Genomic DNA, 20263 nt, shown 5'->3' with positions numbered 1-20263 from the left:
TGAGGATCACCTTCCATGACCACATCCCCGCCCCTCCCTCTGCTTGCCGCCGCAGAGCCCAACCCCGCGCAAGGCGACGCGCTCGATGCGTCTCGTGACGAAAAGGCTCACAAAGGCTGGCGCACGCGCGCAGGGGACCTGTGCTTCATTACGCTGAGGGTCAGCACCTTTTTGGGTTCGAGCTACCTGATGGCGCTCGGCGTGCCGCTGGTCTTCTTTCTCGCGATCTCGGGCGGCGACGCTCCGAGCCTCTTTGCGCACCTTGCCAATCTGGCCGAGCGCTTCCTCGCGGCGGACCACGCCCGGCAGGTCAGCTTTCTCGCTGAGTTCAAGCTGGTGCTGATCGCCGCCGCAACACTGATCGCAGCCTGGCGCTTGCCGCGCTTCCTCAGGGATCTCGAGCGCGACCTTTTGGGAGGAAAGAAGTGAAGAACATATTGGCAACACAAAAGTGGCGCGGCCTCGCTCTCAGCCCGACTGCGATGCTGCTCGGAGCAAGCATGATCGGCTCCACGCTTTGGGGTGTCTGGGCGACCGATCGGCTGCTTAACCTCGAAAAGCGCGAGGTCGTTACGGTCCAGCTGAGCCAGATCATGGGCGAATTCATCGAAGCCGAGGCGCGCGCCGGTCGTCCCCCTGAAGAAACCCGCATGCGGGTGGAGCTCTATCTGAAGGCGGTCGAGGCATCGGTCCAAGCTCTGGGGCGCGAGGGCCGCACCGTGCTTGTCGCAGAAGCAGTGGTCTCGGGCAGCGCGCCCGACTTGACCGAAAGCGTCCGCGCCGATGTGGCGCGGCGCATTGCCGGTGTTCCCGATGCGCGGCGCTGACATCTTTGCCCGCTCGGCCACGGCTCGCCGTCTCGCGCTCGTAGCGTGTGTAGGCGCGGGCGCGTTTGGCCTTACCGCGCTCAGCGGCTTTGCCACCAGCCACGCGCTGATGATCAATGTGAGCCCAAGCCTGCCCTATTGGGCGATCTGGACGAGCCGCGACGAGCCCGCTCAACGCGGCGATATCATTCTCTTCACCCCACCCGCCTCGCCGCTGCTCGAGAAGCACTTTGGGACGCGCCCTCAGCCCTTTGGCAAGATCGTCAGCGGCATGCCCGGCGATCTCGTGACCCGCGAGGACCGCACGTTTCATGTAAACGGTCGCCCTGTGGCAACCGCCAAGCTGACAAGCCGCCTCGGCGAACCGCTGGCGCTTGGGCCCACCGGCAAGGTTCCTGAGAACTGCTACTTCGTCGCCACCCCGCACAAGGACGGGTTCGACAGCCGCTACGCCGCGATCGGATGGATTTGCCGCGAGCGCATCCTTGGGACCGGGAGGGCGATCCTGTGAAACCGCTTCTCGTCCCTGTCCTGCTCCTGCTTTCCTGCAGCATACCTGCGGTAGCAAAGGACTATGGCCAGCACGGAACACTCTGGCCGGTGATCGAGCCTGATCTGCTCGAGCAGATCGAAGCGCGGCTCAAACACCTCGAGGCAAGCGGCGAAACCGCGCGCCTCAATGAGCGCCTCAAACAGCGGACGATAGCCAGGGTCAACCGGCCCGAGCCGGTCGCCGGGATCATCCATGCGGCGAGCCATCGAAGCTGGCAGTTCGATCCGACCATCAGCGCTGAGCGCGATATTGCCGACGAGAAAGGCCGGATCATCATTGCGGCCGGCACGCGGGTCAATCCGCTCGATACTGTGTCGATGCGTGCACCGCTGGTGTTTCTTGATGGCGACGATCCTGCGCAGCTGGCCTGGGCGAGCGCACGCTTCGGCAAGACGAATGCCAAGCTGATCCTCGTGCGCGGCGCACCGCTCGCCCTCATGAAAGCGCGCCAACGCCGGTTCTATTTCGACCAGGGCGGCACCCTGGTGAAGCACTTCGGCATCCGCGCTGTGCCCGCCGTGGTCGAGCAGCAGGGCCGCGTCCTCCGTATCACCGAAACACCGGTCAAAGGCGGAGGTCATACGCCATCATGAACCGACAAAGCATCTTCTTAAGATGGATTTGCGCTGCACTCTTGATGTTGGCGATAAGCTCGCCGGCAAGTGCTGACGCGGGCCCGGGCAAATGCACCGGCAAGTTCGTCAACCCGATTACCGATATCTGCTGGTCGTGCCTGTTCCCGATCTCGGTGGGCAGCCTCAAGATCTGGCCCTCGAACCGCCCTGACCCCGACAACCCGGATCTTCCCGTGTGCCTGTGCGGCATTCGTCCCGGGATCGCGATGGGCTTCTGGGAGCCGGTGCGCCTCGCCGATGTCAGCATGAAGCCGTGGTGCTTCGTCAATCTTGGTGGGATGAAAATCGACCCGGGCTTCGACATCGGATTCAAGACCATGGCCGGGCCTTCAGCGGTGGGCGGCGCAACACAGTACCATTCGCAGTGGCATGTCCACTGGTATGCCTACCCGCTGATTTACTGGATGGAGCTGGTCGCCGATTTCCTTTGCCTTGAGGCAGGCTCGGTCGACATCCTCTATGTGAGCGAGATCGATCCGCTGTGGCAGGACAGCGAGCTCACTGCGATCATCAATCCTGAAAGCGTCCTCTTCGCCAATCCGCTGGCACTCGCAGCCTGCGCTGCCGACTGCGTTGCAGCCACATCGAAGCTCCCGGTCGATGACCTGTTCTGGTGCGCTGGCTGCCAGGGCACGATGTATCCCCTGAATGGTAATGTCTCGGCGACGATTGGCCATGTCCAGGCCTCGCGCCTCGCTCTGTCGCGCTTCTCCTACAAGCTGCATCGCCAGCTCGTCGCCTGGGGCACGATGGGCAGCAAGGGTCTGTGCGGCAAGTACCTCATGCCGGCGATGAGGAAGCAGCAATACCGCTTCCAGGCCACCAACCCCAATCCGCAGACCAAGGGCCGCTATGCCTGCGCGCCGATTGGCGCCTCCACCACCTTCATGTCAGCAGGACAGGTCTACCCCGCCATCGGCGAGGACATGGGCTACCTGGTCTGGCGCAAACGGAACTGCTGCGCGCTATGAGAAAGCCCTACACCCTTCCTGTACTTACGTTTTTCGTAAGCCTTGCAGCCCTCGGGGGCGCGGCCGCGCAGACGATCGAGCCCGAGCTTGATCTCGCTGCCATTCGCGCAAGGGCGCAAAGTGATGCGGGCGAAGCCGATGCACTGGCTGCCACGGCCCGGGACCGGGCCAACGCGGTCATGGACCAAGCAGATGCGGCTGCGCTCGAGGCGCAGGCGCATGGCCAAGATTATGCGCGGACAGTACCAACTGCGACCCCGCAGCCATCGGACCTAATCTTCGATTTCGATCAGATGGTGACCGCTGCCGGGAAAGCGGCCAAAGGCAATCTGGGTGAGGCGCCGCGCTTCATTGCCTTTGCCTCACTGTCGATGCCGCCCGCCGCCTTGCGCGACATGATCGGCCGAGTGAACGCGGCAGGCGGCGTTGTCGCGCTGCGCGGCTTTCCATCAGGAAGCGCCAAGGTGCTGACCGAAGCGCTCAGCAAGGTTGCGCTGGATCAGGATCAACTTGGCAGTGTCGGGATCGATCCCCGGCTGTTCCGGGCGTTCAACGTCACTGCCGTCCCAACCTATGTGGTCGCAAGTACCGACTTTGACCTGTGCGACGGGTTCGACTGCCAGACGCAAATCCCGCCGCATGACCGCCTCAGCGGCAATGTGACGGCCGATTTCGCGCTTGAGACGATCGCGCGGGGCGGCGGTCCTGCCGCGCGCATCGCCGCCCAGTATCTTGCTCGTCTCAAGGGTGCGGACCAATGATCCGGACTCTCATCACCGGGTTCGCTGCCTTCGGAGTGTGGCTTGCACCTGCGGCCGAGGCGCAGAATGCGCCGCAAGCCCCAGGCAGCACCGTCGCGGCCAAGGCTGATGGCAAGGCGTTCGGGCGCGAACAGGCGGCGGCTGCGCAAGGCGCCGCAACCACCCGCCCCGATGCGAGCCGCATTCCCAATTTCAGCAGCGATCCAGGTGAAGCACGCTATTTCAATGATCCGGCGCGCATGGAGCGCGAGGCAGCCAGTCAGGCGAATGGCCACAGTGGCTATCGCACGATGCGTGATTCCATGGAGCGGCGTGCACGCTTTGCACCCCAGGATCTTGATGCCGTGATCGCGCGCAGCGATCTAATCAACACCGATCCGCTCGCCTTCACCAGCGGCATGAGCGTCAGCGGATCGCAGGGCCGCTGCGTCCCGCTACCCCCCGGGAGCGGGAGCGGCGCGCGCTACATGGCAACCTGCAATGTCGGCTACACCGCGAGCGAGGAGACGCGCAGCTGTGCGATCCTGCTCAATGTCGAAGTCGAGACACAGACTCGCTACATCTATTGGTGCAACGAGTTCGGCTCTGGCGATCAGGAGAGCTGCACACGGTTCGACGCTGCAGGCTGCGAGCGCACGGGCTTTATCGAAGGTCCTTGCCTGCAATGGGCCGACTTCGGCGGCCCGCGCTTCTGTGCAGAGCCCGGAAACCCCATCAGCGTCATGTCCTGCCCCGCCCCAGTTTCAGGCGGCGAACTTCAGAACATCGTCGCGACGCGGAGCATATCAACCAATCGCGACGAAAGCCGGTGTGCCAGCCTCGCATCGGATACCAGCTGCCGCCAGGCCACCGAGGTCTGCAGCGACAGCGATCCGGTCACCCGGATCATTGACGGCGTTGCCGTGACGCAGCCCTGCTGGGCGTGGGAGCGGCAGTACGCTTGCGCGCAATATGTCGAAGCACAGGACTGCCAGACACTCGAGACAACGCCGGGCTGCAACTTGGTAGGCGAGGAGTGCTTGTCGGGTGAACCCTGCCGCACCTGGGAGCGGGTCTATGACTGCCCGGTGCCCGATCAACCGGGCAGTCCCAACCAGTTTATCTGCGACGCCGATGTCTACTGCATCGACGGCTCCTGCGAGACGATTACGCGCGAAGCCAATGACGAGTTCAAGGACGCCGTGGTCGCGCTTAATGCGATCGACCAGGCACGCCGCGAGTTTGATCCCGACAACCTCAGCCTGTTCAAGGGCACTCGCAACACCTGCTCGTCCAAGGTCTTCGGCGTGCTCAACTGCTGCAAGGGCAAGGGCTTTCCGCTGATCCCCGGCATCCAGCTCCTGGTCAGCCTTGGCTGCAGCCGCGAGGAAATGCTGCTGCATGAGCGCGATGCGCAGGGCCTGTGCGCCTATGTCGGGACCTATTGCTCGGACAGCTTTCTCGGCGTCTGCCTGACCAAGAAGAAGGTCTATTGCTGCTTTGAATCGAAGCTGTCGCGGATCCTGCAAGAGCAGGGTCGCAAGCAGCTGAACAAGCCTTGGGCCAAGCCCAAAACCGAGCAATGCCGCGGCTTCACCCTCGAGGAATTCTCGCGGCTCGACCTCAGCCAGATGGATTTCAGCGAGGTCTATGCCGAATTCACCGAAGCGGCCCGTCTGCCCGACGAACTCGCGGTCGCGAGCGATCTCCAGCAAAAAATCGAGGACTATTATGCCAGTGCCAGCAACTAGGGGCGCTTGGCGCCCGCTTGCCGTCTGCCTCGGCGCCCTCGCCTGCCTGGGTGTCCAAACCGCTCCGGCACAAGCACAGGAGCAGCCCGCACCCAAGAACGTCGAGGCGCAGGACAGCTTCTACTGCGAGGAGCGCAAGCTCGGCTACTGGTTCTACTGCACCCGGCCAAAGCCGGCTGAGCAGACGACACCGACGGCCGCTCCAAGTGCGTCAACCCAGCTCGATGCGATCACCTCAACCCTGCGCGAGCTCAAGGCCAAAGCCATTCTCGAGCCGACCCCGGCGAATGTGACTGCCTATATTCGCTTTCAGCGCGAGCAACTCGATCGTGCGTCGTTGTTCAGCGATGTCTGGCAGCGGGCGATCTGGCAGGATCCCGAGCTCGACTACACGCTGCAGCGGCCGGTCTCGACGCTTGGCAAGCGCCAATGGCAGGACAGCCGCAGCGCCGAGCGCGATGCCACGATGGCGCAGCTCTCGGAGCGCTACGGGCTGTTCTACTTCTTCGCCCAGAGCTGCGCGGCCTGCGAGGTGATGTCGCCGATCGTGCAGGGCGTAGCCTCGCGCTGGAAGATCACGGTGCGGGCGATCTCCACCGACGGCGGGCCCTCGCGCCATTTCCCGGGCTACACGGTCGAGACCAACCAGCGCACCCGCATGGGTCTGGAGCCCAGGATCACGCCCGCCGTGGTCCTGTGGGACGCCCTCAAGAACCAGCCCATCCCGATCGGCTACGGCGTGATGAGCGCTGACGAGCTTCAGGACCGCATTTTCCTCCTCACATCGAAGGAAGCCGGACGTGACTATTGATCCATCGCGCCAGAAGCGTAGTCTCCACCCCGCCCCAAAACAGCGCGCAGCGCTGACCGCAAAACGCCTCATCGCCGGCTTTCTTGCCGTAACGCTCCCCCTGTCGAGCGTCTCGGCGGATGTGGGAAGCTCGATGGATTCCTTCCTCAACGATGTTGGCGGCGCCGCCAATGTGACGGGGCCGACGGCGTTCGAAGGACAGTCGGCAGGCTATTACAGTCTCGGCAATGTCTGGACGCGCTTCCCGCAGAAGACGACCAACATCGCCAATCTGCAGCTGCCCCGCGCCCGGGCCGGCTGCGGCGGCATCGACATCTTTGCCGGGTCCTTCAGCTTCATCAATGCCAGTGAAATCGTCGCGATGATGAAGGCGGTGGCCAACAACGCGGTCGGCTTTGCCTTCAGCCTCGCGATCGACACAGTCTGCCCCGAGTGCTCGAAGATTATGCAGGAGTTCAGCCAGAAAGCGCAGCTCATGAACAACCTCAACATCAACTCCTGCGAAATGGCGCAAGGGTTGGTCGGCGGCATCTGGCCCAAGGGCGATCTGGCGGACAAGGCCGTCTGCGAGGCGATCGGAAACTCGGAAGGGATCTTCACCGACTATGCCGCAGCCAAGCATGGCTGCGGCACCAGAGGCCAGCGCACCAGCACGACTGCGCAGGGTGCAGGCAAGTATGACGACGTCAATCCGGGCGTGGCGCGCAACTACACCTGGACGATCCTCAAGAAGTCCGCGTTCTTCTCACCGGGCGGCAACTTCGATCGCGAACTCGCTGAATATGCAATGACCCTGCTCGGGACGATCATCTACGTGCCGCCGACCGACGACCAGCCGGGCAAGTTCATTCCGATTGCGGGCGAAGCGTCCTCGACGCTTGTGACCTCGCTGCTCGATGGCACGAGCGGCAGCAATGTCCTGATCTATGACTGCGACGAGCCGGACAAATGCCTCAACCCTGGCTTCAAGCCATTGAGCCTTTCCGCATCGAAGGCGTTGCGCCCGAGAGTATCGGCGCTGATCGCCGGCATGGTGGGCGCGATCCGCGAGGATACACCGATCACCGACGCGCAGAAGGAGCTCCTGCAGGTCTCCTCGATCCCGCTCTACAAAATCCTGACTGTGCAAGCGGCCTATGGCCGGGGCATGCCGACCGATGACCGCGAGACCCTCGCTGAGATCGCGAGCGTCGACCTCCTGTTCGCGGTGCTTGACCGGATCGTCAGCGAGGCAGGCCGGTCGATGTCGAGCTTCATTGGCGCTGACGAGGCCAAGATCGCGATGTGGCAGGGTCAGGTGAATGTCGTGCGCCAGACGTTGGCGGACCGGCAGGCCAACACGCACCTCAAGGTCGGCGCGATCATGCAGATCATCGAGAAAACCGCTTTCATCGAGAACGTACTGGCCGCCTCGATGTCGCCGGGCATGGCAGCGTCGCTCGACTGGTCGCGCGGCGTTCAGACCCGCGCCCTCACCCAATAATTCCACTGACGAGCCGAAAGCGCAGCACAATGGTTGAGATCTTCACGGTCGGCGGCGGCGATTATCTCGTCAATGTCTTTCAGGCTGTCGCTGCCTGGACCGGCAACGGCGGCTACAAGAGCCTGCTGCAGGTCGTGATGGTCATGGGCCTCGCTCTGTCGGCGATCACGCTGGCCTTCAATCAGGACTGGCGCGCATGGATCAACTGGTTCCTTGGTGCGACCCTCATCTACTCATGCCTGATGGTGCCGCGGCTCGATGTGCGCGTCACCGACCGGCTCAATCCCAGCCTCGCGCCAGCCACTGTCAGCAATGTGCCGCTAGGCCTTGCGCTAATGGCGAGCTTTACCAGCCAGGTGGGCGATTATCTCACCGGCTCGGCCGAGGTGGTGTTCGCCCTTCCCGGCGATCTCAACTATTCTAAGAATGGCATGATCTATGGCGCGCGGCTGTATGATGCGACGCGCTCCTTGCGCATCTCCGATCCGGAATTTGCCGCCAATCTCGATGAGCATTTCCGGCAATGCGTCTTCTACGATGTGCTGCTGGGTCGCTACTCGATGAAGGAACTGGCCGAGAGCGGCGACATCTGGGCGACCATTGCGCCCGGCAGCCTGGCACGGGCGCAGCGCTTCCTCACGCGCGATGCGAGTTCGGGCGAGGTGATCTCGGATATCGTAACCTGCCGCGAAGCTTATGGCGCGCTCAATGGCCAGTGGACGAGCCTCGTCGACAGCATGGGCACGGTCTTCGGGCGGCAGCTCTATCCCAATCAGACGGCGACGCTCGCCAAAGCCAAGCTGTTTGCCGATCTGCCCGTGGCCTACCAGTACCTCACCGGCGTATCGGCCAATGCGACCGACATCTTCAAGCAGACGCTCACCATCAACGCCATGAGTCAGGCGATGCATTCCATGTCAGCGGCAACCGGTGCCGGGAATGTCGATGTCTATGCGCAGACGCGCGCCGACATTCAGACCGAGCGGACCTATGGCTCGATTGCCAGCAACGCGATGAAGTGGGTGCCGCTGCTCAACATCGTACTTACGGTGCTGTTCTACGCGCTGTTCCCGGTCCTTTTCCCGCTGTTCCTGATGCCCAAGACTGGGCCGATGGCCCTGAAAGGCTATGTCACCGGCTTCTTCTACCTTGCCGCCTGGGGCCCCCTGTTCGTCATTTTGCACATGATGCTGATGTACAAGGGCTCGGCTGACATGACTGCGGCGACGGGCGCGAACGGTCTGAGCCTTGCCAGCTTCACCGGCATGGCCGACGTCAACAGCGATATCGGCCTTCTTGCAGGATACCTGATCGCCTCAGTCCCTTTCCTCGCTGGCGGTGTTGCGAGGGGCGCCATGGCGATCTCGCATCAGGCAACGAGCTATCTCAATCCGAGCCAGAACGCTGCCGAAGAAGCTGCCCGCGAGGCGAGCACCGGCAATGTCTCGCTCGGCAATACCAGCTTCGAGAACTCGAGCGTCATGACACGTCAGTTCGCACAAGGAACGGTAGCCCCAAGCTTCACCTATGGCGCACAGCAGACCCGCACGGTTAGCGATAGCGGCGCGGTCACCACGAGCTTCGGCCAAGCCAGCTACGATCAGCTGCCGAATTCGAGCTATCCCTTCACTCCGACGCTGGGGCAGGAATTTACATCGCGGCTGTCGACGATGGCATCGGAGGCTCGTGCCAATAGCGAAAGCTATGCCAACGTCGCCGCGGAATCGACATCCAGTGCAGTGAGCAGGTTCCGCGAGCTCAGGGACCAGTTCAGCAAGGGCAATTCCTTCGAGAGCGCCAGCGGGACATCGAACTCCGACAGCATCCAAACCGCGTTCAGCGAGGTCGATCAAGCATCCACCAACCTACAGCGGCAGTTCGGGCTTTCGCGCAGGGCCGCTGATGACATCTCTACGGCCTGGTTCCTTGGTGGCGAGGCGGGAGCCAAAGCGGGCCTGTCAAATGGGGTGCTTTCTGGAAGCATAGGCGCAAAGGGCGGTGGGACACGGACCTGGACCGACAGTGATATCGGCATAGCATCGGAGGATCGTTCGCGAATCTTCGGGAGTCTGTCTCAAATGTCGGATAGCCGAAATTGGTCGAACACCCGCGACGGCTTCGTCCGGTCCGTCAGTACCTCGTCTAACTCGTCAGTCTCTAGCACCGCGAGCGGCTTGAATGCCTCTCTGACAGAGGCGCAAAGCTACACCGTAGAGGCACGCCGGGCTGAAGAGCTTGCCAATCGCCTCGAAAGCCAAGCATCTTTCTTCGAAGGCGACAGTGCAGCGGGCAACCTCAACCTATCGCAAGCCTATAGAGACTGGGGCTTGGCCGAGATCGAAGGCAATCGCGATTTCTACGGCACCGCGCGGTTCGACGACATCGCTTTCCAGCTCAGCTCGGAAGGCCAAGCACTGCAGGGGAAATTCATCGGAAGCTACGCCGAGCAACTTCGCGACGGGATTGAAGATCGCCTTGTTCTATCCGCAGGTCAGCCCGTTTCTCGCCCTTCGATATCCGGTCCAGGCTCCGTGCGTGGGCGCGCGCAGATTGGCCAGGGAGTTCCAGCTGAGGTCCCTCAGGTGGACACAGTAACCATCCAAAATGAGGTGCAGCGAGCTCAGGCTGGCGGTCGCCAGACGATAGGCGGATCGAAATCGCGCCTGGACGCAGTTACCAAGGGCGCCAAGGGCGCGAGTGCAGAGGCAGCGGATGATGTAAAGCAGTGGTGATGTTCGGATCACCACAGTCCGAATGACGCGCCTGCCAAAAAAGCGAACACTGCAACGATGAGGGAAACGCCTAGTATCGTCAGCTTGCGTCCCCAAGGATCAGCCCAAGATTTCTTGACCCGGTACTCCATCAGCCTGTTGTCACGGATTGCCTGATCGATCTCGGACAGCCCATCCCAATTGCGGGTTTCGCGAGCTTTGGAGCTTTCGTTATCGAAATTGGTCATGATGGCATTCATCCCGCTTCTTGTTAGAACATAGAGGAAACACTCGAGCGGGGCTAGCAAATTTCGGCAGATGCAAATTGGTTCCCAGCCGCGCCAGAGCATTCTGATCGCGCCGGCGAGTACACGGTCCACAATGATGCCTTACACATCGCGATCCCCAACGAACCGTCAGGCTGCACTTCATCAGTTAGTAGGCGACGCCAAGCGCCATAAGGCCAGCCATATGCGACATCAGCCGAAGCCGTTATAAACGATTTTCCCTTGGAATGCGATTCCATTGACATTTTCTGATTTTTGGCTAGAACTAGAATCCATGAAAGCGATCCACCTTCAGGCATGCGCCAGCATATTTAGCGGTTCCGCCGTTGTGCGGGGAGCAAGCGACTCGCGCGCCGTGATGGTGGGCGACCTTGATGGCGGCGGCGTTCTTCCCCGGCTGCTCACAAAGGTGGGCGCCCCTCCCTCTGGAAGCTCTGGGACCTTGCGTGCATTTGACATCGTGATCTCATTGCGCGGCAATGCCAACAACGCCGCTGTGATTGACCCTGCCGATCTTGAGGGCACGCCGCTGTTCGCCACCCTTGACCTTGCCGTTATCAGGCTCGCCGATCCAGAATGCGTCAGCCCGCACTACATCGTTACCTACCTCAATCTGCCGACAACGCAGGCAATCCTTGCCGATGGCCGGGAAGGGTCAGCAGCCAAGCGCCTTCCGCTAGGCCCGTTGAAAAGTCTTCAGGTTCCCATTCCTGACTGGCAGCGTCAGTCGGCGATTGTTTCCCTTGCACGCGAGGCGGCAGAGGAACTGCGTCTGGCCGTTCACCTTGCCCGCCTTCGCTCCACCCTCATCAATCATTGTCTGGCCGAGGCCGCTGCCCTGCCCATGAAAGAAGCCACCCTATGACCCCCGTCAAACAGTCCGACGTCAACAAAGCCGCATGGGATGCCTGCGACACGTTTCGCGGTACCATCGATGCAGCCAACTACAAGGACTACATCCTTGTCTTCCTGTTCTGGAAGTACCTCAGCGACATCTGGGCGGACGAGCGCAAGCAGGCTGCCGAACAGTACGACGGCGACAAAACGCGCATTGCACGCCGCCTTTCGCGCTTCCGCTTCCAGCTCCCTGACGGCACCAGCTTCCATGACCTTTACTCGCAGCGCAACGCCGAGAACATCGGCGAGCTGGTCAACATCGCCCTCGAAGCGATCGAAGACGCGAACCTTGCGAAGCTGGAGAACGTGCTCACCGCAGTCGATTTCAACAGCCGCAACAGTTTGGGCGAAACGGCAGATCGCAACCGGCGGGTGAAGGATCTGTTCGACACCTTCCACAAGCCAGCGCTCGATTTCTCGCCCTCGCGCTTCTCGGGCAAGGACACCGCCGAAGACGTGATCGGCGAAACTTACATCTACCTGATTTCGCGCTTCGCCAGCGATGCGGGAAAGAAGGCGGGCGAGTTCTTCACCCCGCGCAAGGTGTCTGAGCTACTGGTCAAGCTCGCCGATCCGCAGCCGGGCAACCGCATCTGCGATCCGGCCTGTGGTTCTTCCACGCTGCTGATCCGCGCTGCCGAATATGTGGCGGAGAAGGAAGGCAAGCACCACGCCAGCGAGGCCAATGTCGCGCTGTTCGGACAGGAGGCAACCAACCAGACCTCGGCACTCGCCCGGATGAACATGTTCCTTCACGGGCTGGATAGCGCGCGCATCGAATGGGGCGACACGCTGACCAACCCCAAATTCCTGACCGAAGATGCGCTGATGCGGTTTGACCGGGTGATCGCCAATCCGCCCTTCAGCCTCAAAAAGTGGGGCAGCGAGACGGCGAAGAACGATCGCTTCCACCGCTACCACCGCGGCCTGCCGCCGCAGTCGCGCGGGGACTATGCCTTCGTCAGCCACATGATCGAAAGCGCCCGTCCGCGTGAGGGCAAGGTTGCGCTGATTGCGCCGCATGGGGTGCTGTTCAGGGGCGCGGCCGAAGGTGTGATCCGGCAGAAGCTGATCGAGGAGAACCTGCTCGATGCGGTCATCGGTCTCCCCGCGCAGCTGTTCCCCTCCACCGGCATCCCGGTGTGCATTGTGATCTTCGACCGTTCGCGGGAAAAGGGCGGCGCGCGCGCTGGCGTGGATGATGTGATGTTCATCGATGCGAGCCGCGATTTCACCCCCGGCAAGAAGCAGAACGAGCTGGAGGAAGGCCACATTGCCAAGATCGTGGCCACCTATCAGGCGCGCAAGGATGTGGAGCGTTATTCCGCCCTCATCGAGCGCGCTCAGATCCGGGAGAATGGCTACAACCTCAACATCCCCCGCTACGTCGACACCTTCGAGGCCGAAGCCGAAGTCGACATTGCCGCTGTTCAGGCCGAGATCGTGGCGCTGGAAAAGCAGTTGGCCGATACGCGCAAGCGCATGGACGGCTTCCTGAAGGAACTGGGGGTCTCGCTCTGATGGCCAGTGACCTGATCCAGTACCAGACCCAGGATGGCGTCACCATCATTCGCCTTCAGGCGCGCGATGGCAATGTGTGGCTCAGCCAGGCTGAGATTGCCGAGCTATTCCAGGTGACCCCGCAGGCTGTCACCCAGCACATTCGCGCGATATATGAGGACGAAGAGTTGGAGCAGGCGGCAACCTGTAACGATTACTTACAGGTTCGAATGGAGGGGAAGCGCGAGGTATCTCGCCGCATCGCCCACTACAGCCTCCCCATGATCCTCGCTGTCGGTTTCCGCGTCCGCTCCCCGCGCGGGATGCAGTTCCGGCGCTGGGCAGCAGAGGCGCTCAGCCAGTATCTAGTCAAGGGCTTCGTCATGGACGACGAGCGCCTGAAGGACCCCGATACCGACTATTTCGAGGAACTGCTCGCTCGCATCCGCGACATCCGCAGTTCGGAAAAGCGGTTCTACCAGAAGGTGCTGGAGATCTACGCGACCAGCGTGGACTATGATCCACGCGCCGAAAGCTCGACCCGGTTCTTCAAGACGGTGCAGAACAAGATGCACTACGCCGCGCACGGGCAGACGGCGGCCGAAGTGATCTACAGCCATGCCAATGCCAGTAAGGACCATATGGGCCTGACGCACTGGGACGGCCAGAAACAGGGCAAGTCCCCGCGCAAGGCCGATGCGATGATTGCCAAGAACTACCTGAGCGAAGAGCAGATCGAGCCGCTCAACCGCGTCACCACGGCCTATCTCGAATTTGCCGAATTGCAGGCACAGGGGCGGCGCCCGATGCATATGGCGGACTGGATCGCCAAGCTGGACGAGTTCCTGAAGCTGGCGGATCGCGACATCCTTACCGGCGCAGGACGGATCAGCCATGCCGCCGCCATGGCCAAGGTGGAGGCGGAATACCCCATCTGGAACCAGCGCCGCATCAATGCCCCCAGCGCGGTCGAGCAGCATTTCCAGGAGGCGACACAGGCGGCCAAGCGTATCGCGGCAGAGAAGAAGAAACCGAAGCGCAAGGGGAAGGACGATGTCTGATCCCCAGACCAATAAGCTCTCCCACTACTTCACGCACAGCAAGCGGAAGGGGCGGCCCGGTCTTCCGCTTGCTTCGGTCACCATGAACGACGGCCTTGTGCTTCGCGAAGACATGGACCGGAAGATGGATACCAGCCTGTCCGCTGAGCAGCATTCGCTCGTCGAACCCGGTGACATCGCCTACAATATGATGCGCATGTGGCAGGGAGCGTTCGGTCTCGCCAGCGCGCCGGTCAATGTCAGCCCAGCCTACGTTGTGCTGCGGGCCAAGTCGACGCTCGATCCCCGTTTCGCCGCGCACTGGCTCAAATCAGACCGCGCGCTCTATCTGCTCTGGGCTTATTCCTATGGCCTGACGGACGATCGCCTACGTCTATACCCCAAAGAATTCTTGCAAATTCCGGTGCAATGGCCTGATCTTGACGAACAGCGCCGCATTGTGGCGGTGCTGGATGCATGGGATGAAGCCATTTCTGCTTGCGAAAAGCTCGCCAAATCAAAACAGAAGCTGTTGATCTCCGCCGCAGAAAGGCAACTGGACTGCTGGCCTGATGCCGTCGAGCTCGGCACCCTGACGCGCGTCAACTCAGCGTCGTTGCCCAATGCCACTGCGCCTGACTTCGAGTTCGAGTATTTTCCTATTGGCGACGACGACGAGGCTGGGGGGTGGATGACATATTCGGTAAGCCCGTCTCGCGCCCGTCGGCTCGCAAAACCCGGAGATGTGGCGTATTCTACGGTTCGCCCTCTCCTCCGCCGGCTCTTCATTGTACATGAGCACCCAAGCGCGGTGTTCTCGACTGGCTATGCGATCCTTAGCCCGAAGGAAAATGGCGATAGCGCATTCATTTTTCACCTGATGACGTCCGCAATCGTCGAACGGCAAGTTCACGCTCGCGTTACGGGTTCGGGCTACCCCGCCATTTCTGCGTCCGACCTTAAGACCATCAAGATCCCCAAAATCCCCAAGGATCAGAGGACGCGGATAGGGCAGACCCTCACAAGCGCTTCCGATGAGGTCAAGCAGCTCGAAGCTATGGCAAATCTTCTCCGCAACCAGAAGCGCGGCCTCATGCAGAAACTGCTCACCGGTAAGTTGCCGGTCCCCAAAAGCATTGACGCACTGCTTCCCGGCACCATCGAGGTGGCAGCATGAAGTTCATCTATGTCGATGAAAGCGGCGGCCGCGATCAGGGTGACGTCTTCGTCATGTGCGGCCTGATGGTCGACGCCTACAAGCTTCGGAAGAAAACCGCCGATTTCGATGCGAAGCTTGAGGCGCTGTTTGCCAAGCACCCCGGCAACCGGGGCGATCTCAAGACGAGCCGCTTTATCAATGGCAAGGGCGCCTGGAATCAGATCGATGCACAGGAACGCAAGGATTTCCTCACCGAGATCTGCCGCCTCGCTGTGGCCAATGGCGGCAAGATCTTCGGCATCGGACTGTCATTCAACGCCTTCGACGCGGCCGTGGGCGCTGGTCATGGGCACCCGTTCGGCAACAGCTATTGGATCGCTGCTAGCATGTTCACCAGCGCGCTGGTGCAGAAGAAGATGCAGAGCGTAGCCAACAGCAAGGGCCTGACTGTTCTCATCATGGATGACAACAAGAAGGAGATGCCACAGCTTTCAGACGGTCTTTACGATTGCAGCGACTGGTATGACGGGCTGTATCAATGCCGGGGCAAACGGTATGGGAAAAGCGTCTGGCTCCCGCGGACAGACCAGAACCGGTTCGATCACATCATCAACACGGCGTTCGCCATCAAGTCGGACCATTCGTCACTGGTGCAGGTCGCTGATGCGATCAGCTATGTGTATCGTCGCCACCTTGAGTTGAAGTCGCAGCCGGAAGCTTATGCTGGCGAGCAAGCCTATTATCAGGGGCTGATCGACATTCTCGAACCGCATCGCGAGAAGATCGGGCAATCGCCCAACGAGCTCTGCGTTGCCTTTTACCGCGCAGCCCAACATCCGGATTGGCCGCTTTGAGCGCGCCCCGCTTCACGACCTCGGAAATGGGCGGTGTGCAGCTTGCCGCCTTGATGACGCTCGCGCGCAATGGCTGGCGCTACATGCCCCGCGCTGAGGTGGATGCCGAGCGGCGCGGGCGGCTTGATGGCATTGTGTTGGAAGATGTGCTGGCCGAACGCATCCTCGCACTCAACACGGTCCGCCAGCGCGGTCGCAGCCATCCCGTGACCGAATCTGCGGCGCGCGAGGCGGTGGACCGTCTGAAGGGTCTTGCCGCCAACCTCTCTGAAGGGCTGCTCACCGCAAACGGCAGGGCGAGCGATATGCTGCGGCTCGGCACCTCGGTCGACATGACGATCGAGGGGGAGACCAAGGGGCGCCAGCTGCGCGTCATCGATTGGGACAACCCCGCCAACAACCGCTTCCACATGACCTGCGAATTCGCGGTGCGGCGTGAACGGCGGGACGATACCCGGCGGCCCGACATCGTGCTGTTCGTCAACGGCGTGCCGCTGGTGGTGATCGAAGTGAAGAAGAGCGCCGTCGCCACCGCCGAGGGCGTCAGCCAGATGATCCGCAACCAGAACCCGGACGGCGAAATCCCCCGGCTGTTCGTGCCCGCGCAACTGCTGATCGCCGCCAATGACAGCGCTCCGCGCTATGCCACTACTGGAACCCCCGCCCCCTTCTGGGCGCATTGGCGCGAGGAAGGCTTTGGCGAGGGCGAGCTGCACACGCGCGTCAATCGCGGGCTCGACCCGGAAGAGGCAGCGCGGATCTGGACCGATTTCAGCCCGTTCCGCCGAGCCCATGACCGTCTGATGGATGCAGGCAGCGGCGGGCGTCTGCCCACCAAACTCGACCGCACGCTGATCGGCCTCTGCACGCCCGAGCGCTTGCTCAAGATCGTGCGCGGCTTCACCCTGTTCGATAATGGCGTGAAGAAGGTCGCCCGCTACCAGCAGTTCTTCGGCGTTGAGCGCACGCTGGATCGCGTGGCACAGGTCGATAAGGCAGGCAAACGCGCCGGGGGTGTGATCTGGCATACGCAGGGGTCCGGCAAGTCGCTCACCATGGTGATGCTGGCGGGCGCGATCGAGCGGGCCTATCCCCGTGCGCGGCTGATCCTGGTGACCGACCGGGTCGATCTCGACGACCAGCTTACCGGCACCTTCCGCGACACCGGCAAATCGCCCGAACAGGCCGCTACGGGCAAAGAGCTGATCCGGTTGCTCCGGGAAAAGCGCGCGGTGGTCACGACACTGATCCACAAGTTCCGCTCGGGCCTTGCCGCTGCGGGTCAGTTCGTGGACGATGATCAGGACATTTTTGTGCTGGTCGACGAAAGCCATCGCAGTCAGGCCGTGACTGACATCGACAGCCTGCACGCCCAGATGCGCAAGGTGCTGCCGCGGGCTGCCTATATCGGCTTTACCGGAACGCCCCTGCTCAAGTCGGAAAAGAGCACTTTCGACCGCTTCGGCGGGCTGATCCACGACTACAAGATTGATCGCGCCGTTGAGGACAAGGCGGTGGTCCGGCTGCTTTATGAGGGTCGCCATGTTGACATGGCGGTGCAGCAGGCCCCGCTCGACAAGTGGTTCGACCGCGTGACGCGCGAACTTTCGGCCGACCAGTGCGCCGATCTCAAGAAGCGCATGGCCCGGGCGCAGGTGGTGCAGGGAGTGAAGCCCTGGCTTCAGGAAGTGGCCTGGGACGTCGCCAACGATTTCGAGCGCAACCTGCGTGGCACGCCATACAAGGCGCAGCTGGTCGCACCGTTCAAGCGGGAAGCGGTGATGCTCAAGAAACTGCTCGACGAAACCGGGCTCGTGACCAGCGCAGTCATCATATCCGAAGAAGACGACAGGCAGGGCCACGACGCTGTGGGTGCCGAGGATGAGGATGATGTCGTCAAGGCATACCTCAAGCAGGTGACGGCGTTGCAGCCGCTCAAGACCTTTGAGAAGGACACGATCCGGGCATTCATCGCAAGCACTGGCGTTGATGTGCTGATCGTGGTCGACAAGCTGCTCACCGGCTTCGATGCGCCGCGCAACCAGACGCTCTACCTCGCCAAGGAACTGCGTGAGCATAAGCTGTTGCAGGCGATTGCGCGGGTGAACCGGCTGTTCTCGTCAAGCGAAGAGGACGAAATGGGCCGCCCGCTGCACGAGAAGGAATATGGCCGGATCGTCGATTATGTCGGGAGCCTCGGCAACCTCGATCAGGCGCTGACCAGCTATCGCGAGTTCGCAGGCTACGACGAAAGTGACGTCGCCGAGGCCATGCTTTCGCTCCACGATGAGGCACAGCTCCTGCCAGACCGGCATGCCGCGCTGCTCGACATGTTCAAGGGCATCGGCAATGCGTTCGACATGGAAGCCTACCAGCTCCATTTGCGCGAGGAACTGACCCGAAGGCGCTTCTATGAAAGGCTGAGCGCGTTCGCCCGCACGCTGCAGACTGCGTTCTCGTGCCAGCAATGGATCGCTGAGACCAACGAGCGGGTCATTGCCAACTACAAGGCGGACCTGAAGCGCTTCGAGGAGCTGCGCCGGGCGGTCCGCCTTCGTTACGGCGATGCTGACGAGGATTACGACTATCGCCGCTATCAGGCGGCTATCCGTGCCCTGCTCGACAAGCATATCGATGCCAGCGAGCTGATGTCCGTGGTTCCCCCCGTCGATATCTTCGACGATCAGAGTTTCCGGCAGGTGGTCGAAGGACAGAACGGAAGCCCCGCTTCCGTTGCCGACACCATTCTTTCGGCGGCAACTCGCACCATCAATGAGCGAATGGAGGAAGACCCCGCGCTCTATGTCCGCTTCTCGCGCATGGTTCAGGAAATCATCGACGCATTCCGCGAGGGGCGTCTGAGCGAGGTTGAGTATCTGAACCAGGCGCAGGATGTGCGTGCCACTGTTGTGCGCGAGGCTCAGGGTGAGGGTGGCGGTGACCTGCCCGAAGCTGTGCGTGGCAATCCATTGACCAGTGCGCTTTACCGGCAGGCCGCCGATTCCATGCGTGAAGTCTCGGGCGTCCAGGCCGAAGAAATGGCATCGCTCATCGCTCTCAAGTTCGCGAACATCATTGGACAGCACGCCCGCGTGGGCTGGACCAACGACGCAGACGTCGAAAAGCTGATGCGGCAGGACATGGACGACTTTCTCATCGATGAAATCAAGAACAAGCGCGGTCAGTATGGCCTAGATTTCGATCTGGTCGACAATATGCTCGATCAGGCCATTGCCCGCGCCAGAAAGCTAGCGGCTCAATGACCGAGGTGGCCGGACGGTTGGAAATCGGCACGGAAGCGTTCGACTACACGCTCCGCAGATCTGCGCGAAAGACCCTGGGAATCTCTGTAAAGCCGGACGGCAGCGTCGTTGTCACTGCCCCTGAGGCTGCCGAAGCAAGGCAGATTGAAGCTATTCTCCGCAAGCGAGCCTCATGGATTCTCGACAAGGTCGATGAGTCTGCCTTGCGAACTCCGCCCTTGCCCCCTCGCCGATACATCCCGGGTGAAACCCACTATTTTCTTGGTCGGCAATACCGTTTGCGGATTGAACCTGAGGCGCGTGGTACCCGCCGCGAGGACGATCGGATCATTGTTGGCGGCGTGCCTTCAGATGAACCGCGTAGAATCCGAAATCGCTTGATGCGGTGGTATGAGGTTCAGGGTTATCGTATCTTTTCTGAACGATTATCGGCGTGCATTCAGCCATTCAGCACGGACTTCGAACGCCCCAAGTTAAAGATTGTCGAAATGGAGCGGCGTTGGGGCAGCTATGTTCCAACGTCGCACAGCTTGGTGCTCAACCATGTTCTGGTGCAGGTGCCGGTGCCACTGATCGACTATGTGATCACCCATGAGCTTTGCCACCTTCCATACCCAAATCACGGGCCAGAGTTTGCCCGCCTGCTAGGGAAGCTGATGCCTGATCATGCGCGACGTAAGGCCAAGCTGGAAATCGTATTCACGTAGCTGTTCCAGCAACTATTTCATCGATCCGCAGAACGCAGTGATCATCGATGTGGAGGCAACCACCGCCATCCATT

Annotated in this window: 18 protein-coding genes; 17 read left to right on the top strand and 1 reads right to left on the bottom strand. The window is 61.4% G+C overall.

Going from position 1 to position 20263, the window contains the following annotated elements; genetic code table 11:
- Positions 1 to 15: 15 nt before the first annotated feature.
- The 10 genes from ABIE62_RS05440 (at position 16) to ABIE62_RS05395 (ending at position 10503) form a co-directional block, all read left to right on the top strand.
- Positions 16 to 429 (top strand): hypothetical protein, encoded by a 414-nt coding sequence (locus ABIE62_RS05440; RefSeq protein WP_354324229.1) that lies wholly within the window; start codon positions 16 to 18, stop codon positions 427 to 429.
- The gene (locus tag ABIE62_RS05435) at positions 426 to 827 is read left to right on the top strand and encodes a type-F conjugative transfer system protein TrbI (protein ID WP_354324227.1); all 402 of its coding nucleotides are present in this window, start codon (positions 426 to 428) and stop codon (positions 825 to 827) included. The genes ABIE62_RS05440 and ABIE62_RS05435 overlap by 4 nt, the downstream gene beginning before the upstream one ends.
- Entirely contained in the window at positions 805 to 1338 is a 534-nt protein-coding gene (locus tag ABIE62_RS05430) for a S26 family signal peptidase (RefSeq protein WP_354324512.1), read from the top strand. The genes ABIE62_RS05435 and ABIE62_RS05430 overlap by 23 nt, the downstream gene beginning before the upstream one ends.
- Positions 1290 to 1973: a type-F conjugative transfer system protein TraW gene (gene traW / locus ABIE62_RS05425; protein WP_454184792.1), complete on the top strand. Its 684-nt coding sequence runs from the start codon at positions 1290 to 1292 to the stop codon at positions 1971 to 1973. The genes ABIE62_RS05430 and traW overlap by 49 nt, the downstream gene beginning before the upstream one ends.
- 44 nt (positions 1974 to 2017) lie before the next feature.
- Complete coding sequence (traU, locus tag ABIE62_RS05420; RefSeq protein WP_354324223.1) at positions 2018 to 2986, top strand: conjugal transfer pilus assembly protein TraU; 969 nt, start codon at positions 2018 to 2020, stop codon at positions 2984 to 2986.
- Between the two features lie 179 nt (positions 2987 to 3165).
- On the top strand, positions 3166 to 3747 hold the full coding sequence (trbC, locus tag ABIE62_RS05415) for a type-F conjugative transfer system pilin assembly protein TrbC (RefSeq protein ID WP_354324222.1): 582 nt from the start codon (positions 3166 to 3168) through the stop codon (positions 3745 to 3747).
- Complete coding sequence (locus tag ABIE62_RS05410; RefSeq protein ID WP_454184793.1) at positions 3744 to 5477, top strand: conjugal transfer protein TraN; 1734 nt, start codon at positions 3744 to 3746, stop codon at positions 5475 to 5477. Before trbC ends, ABIE62_RS05410 begins: the two co-directional genes overlap by 4 nt.
- On the top strand, positions 5458 to 6288 hold the full coding sequence (locus ABIE62_RS05405) for a conjugal transfer protein TraF (protein ID WP_354324221.1): 831 nt from the start codon (positions 5458 to 5460) through the stop codon (positions 6286 to 6288). The genes ABIE62_RS05410 and ABIE62_RS05405 overlap by 20 nt, the downstream gene beginning before the upstream one ends.
- Positions 6289 to 6421: 133 nt before the next feature.
- The gene (locus ABIE62_RS05400) at positions 6422 to 7771 is read left to right on the top strand and encodes a conjugal transfer protein TraH (protein WP_354324508.1); all 1350 of its coding nucleotides are present in this window, start codon (positions 6422 to 6424) and stop codon (positions 7769 to 7771) included.
- A gap of 29 nt (positions 7772 to 7800) precedes the next feature.
- Positions 7801 to 10503, top strand: coding sequence for a conjugal transfer protein TraG N-terminal domain-containing protein (locus ABIE62_RS05395; RefSeq protein WP_354324220.1), 2703 nt, complete (start codon positions 7801 to 7803; stop codon positions 10501 to 10503).
- An 8-nt stretch (positions 10504 to 10511) separates the two neighbouring features.
- Here the strand turns inward: ABIE62_RS05395 and ABIE62_RS05390 are convergent, their stop codons facing one another.
- Positions 10512 to 10730, bottom strand: coding sequence for a hypothetical protein (locus ABIE62_RS05390; protein ID WP_454184794.1), 219 nt, complete (start codon positions 10728 to 10730; stop codon positions 10512 to 10514).
- Between the two features lie 313 nt (positions 10731 to 11043).
- On the opposite strand from ABIE62_RS05390, the gene ABIE62_RS05385 reads away from it, so the two are divergent.
- The 7 genes from ABIE62_RS05385 to ABIE62_RS05355 are packed head-to-tail and all read left to right on the top strand — an operon-like array spanning position 11044 to position 20189.
- Entirely contained in the window at positions 11044 to 11634 is a 591-nt protein-coding gene (locus tag ABIE62_RS05385) for a restriction endonuclease subunit S domain-containing protein (protein ID WP_354324219.1), read from the top strand.
- Positions 11631 to 13187, top strand: a complete 1557-nt coding sequence (locus ABIE62_RS05380) for a type I restriction-modification system subunit M (RefSeq protein WP_354324217.1) — start codon at positions 11631 to 11633, stop codon at positions 13185 to 13187. The genes ABIE62_RS05385 and ABIE62_RS05380 overlap by 4 nt, the downstream gene beginning before the upstream one ends.
- Positions 13187 to 14227, top strand: a complete 1041-nt coding sequence (locus ABIE62_RS05375) for a virulence RhuM family protein (protein WP_354324215.1) — start codon at positions 13187 to 13189, stop codon at positions 14225 to 14227. Before ABIE62_RS05380 ends, ABIE62_RS05375 begins: the two co-directional genes overlap by 1 nt.
- Positions 14220 to 15383, top strand: a complete 1164-nt coding sequence (locus tag ABIE62_RS05370; RefSeq protein ID WP_354324214.1) for a restriction endonuclease subunit S — start codon at positions 14220 to 14222, stop codon at positions 15381 to 15383. The genes ABIE62_RS05375 and ABIE62_RS05370 overlap by 8 nt, the downstream gene beginning before the upstream one ends.
- Positions 15380 to 16219, top strand: a complete 840-nt coding sequence (locus tag ABIE62_RS05365) for a DUF3800 domain-containing protein (protein WP_354324213.1) — start codon at positions 15380 to 15382, stop codon at positions 16217 to 16219. The genes ABIE62_RS05370 and ABIE62_RS05365 overlap by 4 nt, the downstream gene beginning before the upstream one ends.
- 26 nt (positions 16220 to 16245) lie before the next feature.
- On the top strand, positions 16246 to 19482 hold the full coding sequence (locus ABIE62_RS05360; protein WP_354324504.1) for a type I restriction endonuclease subunit R: 3237 nt from the start codon (positions 16246 to 16248) through the stop codon (positions 19480 to 19482).
- Positions 19479 to 20189 carry a M48 family metallopeptidase gene (locus ABIE62_RS05355; protein WP_354324212.1) on the top strand — a complete coding sequence of 237 codons (711 nt, stop codon included), beginning with the start codon at positions 19479 to 19481 and terminating at the stop codon, positions 20187 to 20189. Before ABIE62_RS05360 ends, ABIE62_RS05355 begins: the two co-directional genes overlap by 4 nt.
- The last annotated feature ends 74 nt before the right edge of the window (positions 20190 to 20263 follow it).

Source organism: Porphyrobacter sp. MBR-155 (assembly GCF_040547625.1).
GTDB lineage: Bacteria > Pseudomonadota > Alphaproteobacteria > Sphingomonadales > Sphingomonadaceae > Erythrobacter.
The sequence above is the reverse complement of the archived record's forward strand: the minus strand, read 5'-3'. Positions and strand labels throughout refer to the sequence as shown.